The 7,986-nt window shown below is 60.4% G+C and carries 8 protein-coding genes; 5 read left to right on the top strand and 3 right to left on the bottom strand.

What is annotated here, in order from left to right:
* From HK26_RS10150 to HK26_RS10130, 5 genes are all read left to right on the top strand, one after another.
* A partial coding sequence (locus tag HK26_RS10150; protein WP_257640966.1) for an ankyrin repeat domain-containing protein occupies positions 1–543 on the top strand: 543 nt, incomplete at its 5' end.
* 117 nt (positions 544–660) lie between these two features.
* Complete coding sequence (gene hisC / locus HK26_RS10145) at positions 661–1,728, top strand: histidinol-phosphate transaminase (protein ID WP_086639682.1); 1,068 nt, start codon at positions 661–663, stop codon at positions 1,726–1,728.
* Positions 1,729–1,886: 158 nt separating this feature from the next.
* The gene (locus tag HK26_RS10140) at positions 1,887–2,165 is read left to right on the top strand and encodes a hypothetical protein (protein WP_086639681.1); all 279 of its coding nucleotides are present in this window, start codon (positions 1,887–1,889) and stop codon (positions 2,163–2,165) included.
* 162 nt (positions 2,166–2,327) lie between these two features.
* Complete coding sequence (locus HK26_RS10135) at positions 2,328–3,386, top strand: transporter (protein ID WP_374188242.1); 1,059 nt, start codon at positions 2,328–2,330, stop codon at positions 3,384–3,386.
* Between the two features lie 341 nt (positions 3,387–3,727).
* Complete coding sequence (locus tag HK26_RS10130; protein ID WP_086639680.1) at positions 3,728–5,143, top strand: lytic transglycosylase domain-containing protein; 1,416 nt, start codon at positions 3,728–3,730, stop codon at positions 5,141–5,143.
* A 49-nt stretch (positions 5,144–5,192) separates the two neighbouring features.
* Here the strand turns inward: HK26_RS10130 and HK26_RS10125 are convergent, their stop codons facing one another.
* From HK26_RS10125 to HK26_RS10115, 3 genes are read right to left on the bottom strand one after another with little or no spacing between them, the layout of a single operon-like run.
* On the bottom strand, positions 5,193–6,158 hold the full coding sequence (locus tag HK26_RS10125; RefSeq protein ID WP_086639667.1) for a hypothetical protein: 966 nt from the start codon (positions 6,156–6,158) through the stop codon (positions 5,193–5,195).
* The gene (gene pgeF / locus HK26_RS10120; protein ID WP_086639666.1) at positions 6,155–6,958 is read right to left on the bottom strand and encodes a peptidoglycan editing factor PgeF; all 804 of its coding nucleotides are present in this window, start codon (positions 6,956–6,958) and stop codon (positions 6,155–6,157) included. Before pgeF ends, HK26_RS10125 begins: the two co-directional genes overlap by 4 nt.
* The gene (locus HK26_RS10115; RefSeq protein WP_086639665.1) at positions 6,955–7,983 is read right to left on the bottom strand and encodes a class I SAM-dependent methyltransferase; all 1,029 of its coding nucleotides are present in this window, start codon (positions 7,981–7,983) and stop codon (positions 6,955–6,957) included. The genes pgeF and HK26_RS10115 overlap by 4 nt, the downstream gene beginning before the upstream one ends.
* Positions 7,984–7,986: the final 3 nt, after the last annotated feature.

The following is a 7,986-nucleotide window of genomic DNA, read 5'->3' as shown; positions in this document are numbered from 1 at the left end:
GGGCAGGCCCCCGCCAATCCGGCAGCCGGAGAAGGCGGGCAGGCTTTTACGCGCGAGCAGGTGGAAGCCCTGTTCATTAACGCTGCCAGAGAAGGGGATGCGGACCTTCTTGCCCGTTTTCTGGATGCGGGGATGAACCCGAACCAGAGGATGGAAAAGGGCTACACCCCGCTGATTCTGGCCGCCTATAACGGGCACAGGGATGCGGTGCGCGTGCTGCTTGACCGCGGTGCCGATACCAATTTGCAGGATGAAAAAGGCTCTACCGCGCTCAGTGGAGTCGCCTTTAAAGGCGATGTCGTTCTGGCAAACATGCTGCTTGAGGCGGGGGCGGAGGTGGACGCCGCCAACGCTGTGGGCCGTACACCGCTTATGTTTGCCGTCATGTTCGGGCGTGATGATGTTGCCCGCGCGCTCCTTGGTGCCGGGGCGAATGTGCTGCTCCGTGATGGTGAGGGGCTGAGTGCCCTTGATCTGGCCCAGAGGCAGGGGAATGGTGCGCTCTTGCAGGATTTGAAAAAAGCGGTAGGCGTTTCTGCCTGATAGTAAGCGCAGGGGCATGGCGCGCAGGAGCGTGCCAGTCCGTTGTGAGCGAAGCCTTTTTTGAGCAACGGCCTGCCAGCGCAGGCCGTTTAACTTTTTGTCTATGGAATGATCAGCATGAGCCGCTTCTGGAGCCCTCTTGTTCACACCCTTACGCCCTATGTGCCGGGGGAGCAGCCCAAGATTGCCAATCTGATCAAGCTGAACACCAATGAGCTGCCCTATGGCCCGTCCCCTAGGGCGCTGGAGGCCATAAAAGCTGCAACAGATGACAGTCTGCGCCTGTACCCGGACCCCGAGGCACTGGCGTTGCGCACGGCGCTGGGCAAGCGTGTTGGCCTTGGTGCGGAGCATGTGTTTGTTGGCAATGGCTCGGACGAAGTGCTTGCCCATGCGTTTCAGGCTCTGTTCGCCCACGGGGAGCCGCTGCTCTTCCCCGATGTGAGTTACAGTTTTTACAAGGTGTATTGCGGTCTGTACAAACTGCCTTACCGCATGGTGCCCCTGAGTGCTGACATGCGCATTGTGGTGGAAGACTATGCAGGCCCGTGCAGTGGTGTAGTCATTGCAAACCCCAACGCGCCCACCGGGATTGCGCTGGGGCTGGACGCCATTCGCAGGTTGCTGGAGATGCACCCCGAGCGCGTGGTGCTGGTGGATGAAGCCTATGTGGATTTTGGCGCCCAGAGCGCTGTGGAGCTGGTCCGCGAATACCCTAACCTGCTGGTTGTGCAGACTTTCTCCAAATCCCGCGCACTGGCGGGCGCACGGGTGGGCTTTGCCTTTGGCCAGCCGGACCTGATCGAGGCCCTTGTGCGGGTCAAGGACAGTTTTAATTCCTATCCTCTGGACCGTCTGGCGCAGGTCGGGGCGCTGGCTTCGGTGGAGGATGAGGCGTGGTTTGCCCAAGGTGTGCAGCAGGTGGTTACCAACCGTACCCTGTTGAGCGAAGGGCTGGAGGCACTTGGTTTTGAAGTCTTGCCGTCCACGGCAAACTTTGTTTACACTCGCCACCCTGACCGTGATGCAGGAGAACTGGCCGCGCAGCTAAGGTCACGGGCCATTCTGGTCCGCCACCTTAAAGGCGAACGCACAATGGCGTGGTTGCGCATTACGGTTGGAACACAAGAGCAGTGTCAGGCGTTGCTGGATGTTTTGCGCGACAGTGTTCTTCGCAATTCGTAAAAACTGTCTGCTCAATTCGTCCAGTCGTCACGGCTCTGGTCGGGCCTGTACCGCATAGCAAAGCGGCAGGCGTACACCGGGTCGGGTATTAAATTTTGAAGACATAAACCATGCCGCAGCCCCAGCCGCATGGTCTTGATTTGATGGAGGATCTGTTCATGCGCGCTTATCGCGGCCAGATGTCTGATAACCAGCCAATCCGGCGTTCCCTGCCGGAAAAACAGAAGCAGCTGCGTGACCTGAAGGAAACGCTGGCTGCCATGAAGTCCCACACCTCCCCTGCATTGAAGGAGAGCGTGCGCAAACGTATTGCCCAGCTTGAAGCAGAGCTGACAGCAGCCCCTGTGCTCAAGGCTTCCAACCGGAGCGGCACGGCAGCACGGCCCCGGCAGGAGCGGGCCGCCACGCCACGCAGGCCAACAATACGTTCCCTTTAAATAATGGGAAAGAAAGGGGAGGGGTGGTTGACCGCTCCCCTTTTTGTGTGGCTTGTGCGTGTTGAAACTTTTTTGGGCGAGATTGTCGCTGCAAGATAAGCCGCGCTGCGGTGCATTGGAAAAAACCCCCTATAAGAGATGAGCAGAGCAGGGAGAGCGGAATTGGCTGGAACCACCTTATCTCCACTGACGGACCTGCTCTCTGAGGGGGGGACCCTCCTGCGTGATGGTCTGGTATGGGCCATTTACTGCCGTCCCGGGCAGGAACCGCAGGAGTTGGAGCGCGATGTGGTGGTCCATCGGCTCACCACGGGCAATTTTCCCCCCGAGTTTGCTGAGGGAGGGGGATGGGCGTGGTTCCATTTTGATATCGTCCACACCATGTCCCGCCATCAGATTGAAACCATTCCCTCCCTACCCGAGGAAGTGCGGCAGGTGCTTACCAACCTTGAGCGCAGCACACGTCTGGAAAACGAGGGGGATATTGTTTTTGGCGCACTCCCCGCGTTTGATGATACGTCGACTGATGATGACCGTAATGTCAGCACATGGCGGTTTGCCCTTGAGCCTGACCTGCTGCTGACAACCCGCCGCCACCCCATACCCGCTCTTGGCGTGGTGTTCCACGAACTCAAGCGGGGGCTTGTGCCCCGCTCCCCTGCCAGGGTGGTGGACCGTGCCCTGCTGGAATTTGCCGATACCTTGCGGCGTGACTTTGCCCGGCTGGATGACCAGCTTGACCGGGCGGAGGATGTGCTGCTCATGCTCGACCGGGATACGGACCTGGGCCGTATGAGCGGTCTGCTGGGTATGGTGCGCCGCCGCTCCACGGAGTTGCGGCGTGTTCTGGCCCCAGTGGATCGTATTTTCCGTGATGAAGAACTCGAACTGCCCGAATGGGCGGAAGATGACCTGAAGGACCGCTCTCACCGGCAGGTGCATGCGGCACTCGATGACCTTCTGGCCCTACAGGACCGTGCCCGCTCCTTGCAGGACGAGCTGACGTCCAATCAGGCGGAAGAGACCAACCGGCGTCTGTATATTTTGACCGTAGGCACCATTCTTATGCTGCCCGCAACGCTGGTGACGGGCTTTTTTGGTATGAATACCGGCGGCATGTTCCTGACAAATGGCACATGGGGTACGGTCGATGCTGGTGGGTTGTGCTTCCTTATCATGATGGGCACATGGTTTTTGCTTAAACTGATCCGCTTTTTGTAATAACCGCCCCAAGGGTAATGCGGTGCAGGCCGGTGTGTGGCGGACAGATGTGTCTGCCATAAAATTAGCCATATTGGGCGCTACAGGCGTGTGCCCTGCTGCTACGGGTCAAATGGTTTTTGTGTCTGCTTGGGTCATTGCAAAGTGGTCATGCCTGTTGTGTTTGCACAAATCAGAGTCGGTTTGGATCAAGATGCGCGCAGTGGGGCGGCACAAGCGTTTTGTTGCATGTGGGGTAGGGTCCGTATAAATACAGGGCCGTATTTTCTGGCGGGATCATGCGGGACCGGGCGTGGATCAGGCCAGATTTCCTGTGCTACGGCAAGGATGGATTGGACAGCATGACAGGCACACAGGCGCTCCCCCAGATGCAAGACTGCTGTGCCCCCAGTCGGCCCCGCAAACCCATACGCGCCATAAAGGGGGCTGCGGCTCTTGGCCTGCTGGCTTTGCTTGCTGCCTGCGCCAGCCAGCCCGGTGGCAGCGACATGGATGTGCCCATTGCGCAGGAAGCCGAATTTTACCGCGCCCATGCCCGCTCCTATTACGCTCCACCCGGCCCGGCGGACGACCCGTGGGGGCCGTATATCCGCGAGGCCTCCAAGCGCTTTGATGTGCCAGAGGAGTGGGTGCGCGCAGTTATCCAGCAGGAATCGGGTGGCAAGCTGTTCCACGATGGTCAACTGGTCACTTCTGGCCCCGGTGCCATGGGGCTGATGCAGCTTATGCCCCCAACGTATGATGAGATGCGCGCCGCCTATAATCTGGGGGGAGATGCCTACGAACCACACGATAACATTATGGCGGGTACGGCGTATTTACGGCAGTTGTACGATGTTTATGGCTCTCCGGGTTTTCTGGCGGCATATAATGCAGGGCCGGGGCGTCTGGAGGATTTTATCACCCGCAACCGCACCTTGCCAAAGGAGACGCGGAACTACGTGGCCTCCATCGGGCGGCGGATTGTGGGCATTTCGCCCCTCAACCGCTCGCAGGCCGATATGCAGGTCGCAAGCCATGACACCTTTACACAAAGTGCAACGGCGGGGGGGTATGCTCGCCAGCAAGGTGGCATCAGTGCCGTGCGTGCAGCGTGGTCAAACAGGCAGCAGGGGCAGGGGAGTATGCAGCCCGTGCAGGTGGCTGATGCGATCGGGGATGACGGGGCGGATACGACCCCAGCATCTTCGGCCAGTTATGGGCAGGACTGGCACCCTGTTTCACGTAAAACAAAGGTGGATGGGCTGACGGAAAGCCCGGCCGATGTCCGGGCAATCTGGGCTAAACGGCTGGGGGCAACGGCGCAGACAACACCGGATACCCCAATACAGGTGGCGCAGGCAGCGGAAGAGCCGGTGGATGATGCCACCCCTGCGGCCGAATCCGTACAGCCCGCGCCGGAACCGGCCAGAATGGCTGTGGGAACGGGGCGTACAGGCGGGAATTTAAGGCTTTTCCCCAGTGTTCATGCGGAGCCTGCACCCTTGCTGAGCAAAAAGGTGCGGGGGGTGGACGTCAGAAACTGGGCTATTCAGGTCGGCGCCTTTGGGTCTGCCGCTCTGGCGCAGCAGGCATCGGGGCGAGCACAGCAGCAAAGTAGCGCTCTGTCCGGCGCACATGCGCAGATTGCGATGGTACAGGCCAAAAAAGGGCGCTTATATCGGGCGCGTCTGATCAACCTGTCCCATACCGATGCCGTGGAGGCCTGCCGCAAGTTGAGTGGGTGTGTTGTTATATCCCCCCAGTCCCAGCCCTGAGCGGTTTTAAAAATTCATAACCTGCGGCGGGCTGTGGGGGGGCGCTGGCTCAGCCAGCCGGAGCAGGCTGCGCGGTTTTTGTCGCGGAGGCAGGTGCGCCCGGGGCTGCCAGAGGGGCATTGTCTCGGCCTGAATAGCGGTCAATAATCTGCTTGGTGGCGGCTGCGGCCTCCTGCGCTGCGGCCACGGCAACATCCCCCCAGTACTGGTCGAGCGAGTGGGCGTCTATATCGTGGAGTTGCGTTGCGGCTCCTGCTTCTTTGCCGCCTGCATCCACAACCCGCCAGACAATCTCTATATGCTGCTGGGGGTGGCCAGTGGTGCCTGCTGGGCCGGGGGTCAGCTTTACGGTAGTGGTTACAATAAAATCAGCATTTTTAGCAGAGTTCTGGAGCGTGTCTGCACTGTCGCGGAAGGCGGCGGTAAAGGCCTGCGCGAGCGATGTATTTCCATCCCCCGGTGCGCCACTAACACCAGTAAAATAAACCCGTGCGGCACGGTGTTTGAGGCTGTGCGGGTCTTTTTCCATGTCGTCAGCCTGAATGCCGGTCAGGGCCGTGGTAATGCGGTTGGCCGCATCCTGCGCGACCAGTGCAAAAAATGCCTGATCTCCGGCAGACCATTGCGCAACGGGTACGGGGCTGCCTTCCTGTGTGGCGCGGACTGTGTTCTGGGGGGTCATGACGGTATAGACCGGCACCACCTGCCCGTTGCGCAGTTCGGCCTGCATATTCAGCCACCAGTCCCCCTTGCGGGTCGGCTGGGCTATGGCGGGAATGGTCTGCTGGAGCAGTGCCTGTGCAACATCTTTTGCCCATAGCTCTGCATTGGCGTTGGAGAGCAGGGCATTGGGGGGTGTTGGCACATCCAGCCGGGAAGGAGGGGCGTTTGTGGCCAGCCCCGGCCCGTTTTTGCCCGAATGGGCAAAGGGATGCGGCACATCCAGACATCCGCTAAGCAGCAGCAGGGCAGAGCAGGGAAGGGCAAGGCGTAAAGGCTTCAGGCGGCCTGTCATGAGTTACGGGGTCCTGTAGCAATGGCAGAAATCTGGTGTCCGATAGGGCCACCGCCAGCAAGAGTACGCCGCCTGTGGCTGAAAAAACGTGCTTCGTCCGTGAGTGTATCCACACCCAGAGCAACAGCATGCCGGATGCCAGCACGCTGGAGGCGGAACACGCACCACCCGGCTAGATCAAACTGGTAATGGCCAGCCCGTTTGCCGGGGGCAAAAAAGCGGGCGGCCTGCCTGTCTGTGCTGGTAATGGTTGTGTGCATGTCTTCGGCTGTCTCGTAGCTTTCCTGCGCAATGCAGGGGCCTACGACGGCACTCAGGCTCTCCCGCGTGGCACCAAGTGCCAGCATGGCCTCTATTGTCGCTTCCAGAACACCGCTTAACGCACCGCGCCAGCCAGCATGGGCTGCCCCAACAACGGTACCCTGTGCGGTGCTGAACAGGACAGGCGCGCAGTCAGCCGTAATAACGCCAATTGCCAGATCGGGGTTGCTGGTTACCAGCGCATCTGCCTCAGCCCCCTGACCTGCGGCCCAGGCTGTAGTGGCGGTTATGACCGCTGGGCCATGCACCTGCGTTACTCCCAGCAGGCAACCTGCCTGCACCCCCATGTGGCTGGCAACACGCGCACGGTTCTGGGCAAGGTTTTCTGCCGTGTCCCCCGAGCGTGTGGAGCAGTTCAGGCTGGCGTAGGGGCCGGTGGATACGCCCCCCTCGCGGGTAAAAAAGCCGTGCCGTGCCTGCCCCAGCAGCGGGCTGGTCAGCGGAGCCAGACTAAAGGGGGGTGTGGGAGCACTGCTCATGCAACCGGGCCTTTTGTAAAGCCGGGCGGGACCGGCAGCGTGGGGGAGGTTATGGCCATGACCTTGAACAACACCCCCATTTTATCGGGGGCGGAGAGCCGGTTTGCCGCAGAGCGCAGCATGGCCGCATCCTGCGCGGAGGCTTTGCCTGCCAGTTGCTCCGTCCGTTCCATAAGCCCCAGATGCTGTAGGAAGTCGCCCTGATTTTCGGTTCCGTAGGAGGGCACTTCCGCCTTGCGGGCTACGGCAAGCAGGGCTGTAAAGTCCACATGGGTGGTCAGGTCCGCCTCACCTTCCTCAGCCTGAAGGGGGGGGGTCGGCCGCGCATGGCGCAGGGCCTGCAAGGAATCGCCCGTTGAATCTGTGCTGTGCCCGTAGTCAATAAACAGGGCCGCGCCGGGGGAATGGCTGAACCGGTGGGCAAGCCCGCGCACAATATGCTGTGCCTGCTCGCAAATCTCGACAACGGTATTGGGTTCAAGCACGCGGCTGTCCGGCAGGGAGGGAGGCGCGCAGGAGATCAGCTCCAGTGTTTTGTTGGCCACGTAGTGTTCATGCCAGCCCGTGCTGGTCTGGATGAACTGGCGGACGGGGAGCGCGTCCAAAAACTCGTTGGCCAGCAGAATCATGGGGCCTGCGGGTATGTCCTCCACATGCTTGTGCCACACGGGTTGCGTGTAAGGTTGCAAGATTTCGGCCTGCACCTGCCGCAGCCGGGGGGATGTTTCGACCAGATGTACGCTCAGGCCCTCAGCCATTGCGGGGGCCTGCCGCAGAATGACCCGCAGCGCATCAGCCATGAGTGTACCCCGGCCCGGCCCTGCTTCGGCCAGAATCAGTTTTGGCGGGCTGCCCATGCCCTGCCAGACCGTAATGGCCCACGCACCCAGCAGTTCGCCAAAAACCTGAGAAATTTCGGGCGCGGTAATAAAGTCCGACAGGAACGGTGTCTCGGCATAATACTGGGCGTTCACCCGCGCCATGAAGTGGTCAAGTCGCTCAGCGTGGTAGATGTGTGGTGCCATAGG

The sequence above is a fragment of the Acetobacter okinawensis genome, assembly GCF_002153655.1.
In the GTDB taxonomy this organism is placed as follows: domain Bacteria; phylum Pseudomonadota; class Alphaproteobacteria; order Acetobacterales; family Acetobacteraceae; genus Acetobacter; species Acetobacter okinawensis_A.
The sequence above is the reverse complement of the archived record's forward strand: the minus strand, read 5'-3'. Positions and strand labels throughout refer to the sequence as shown.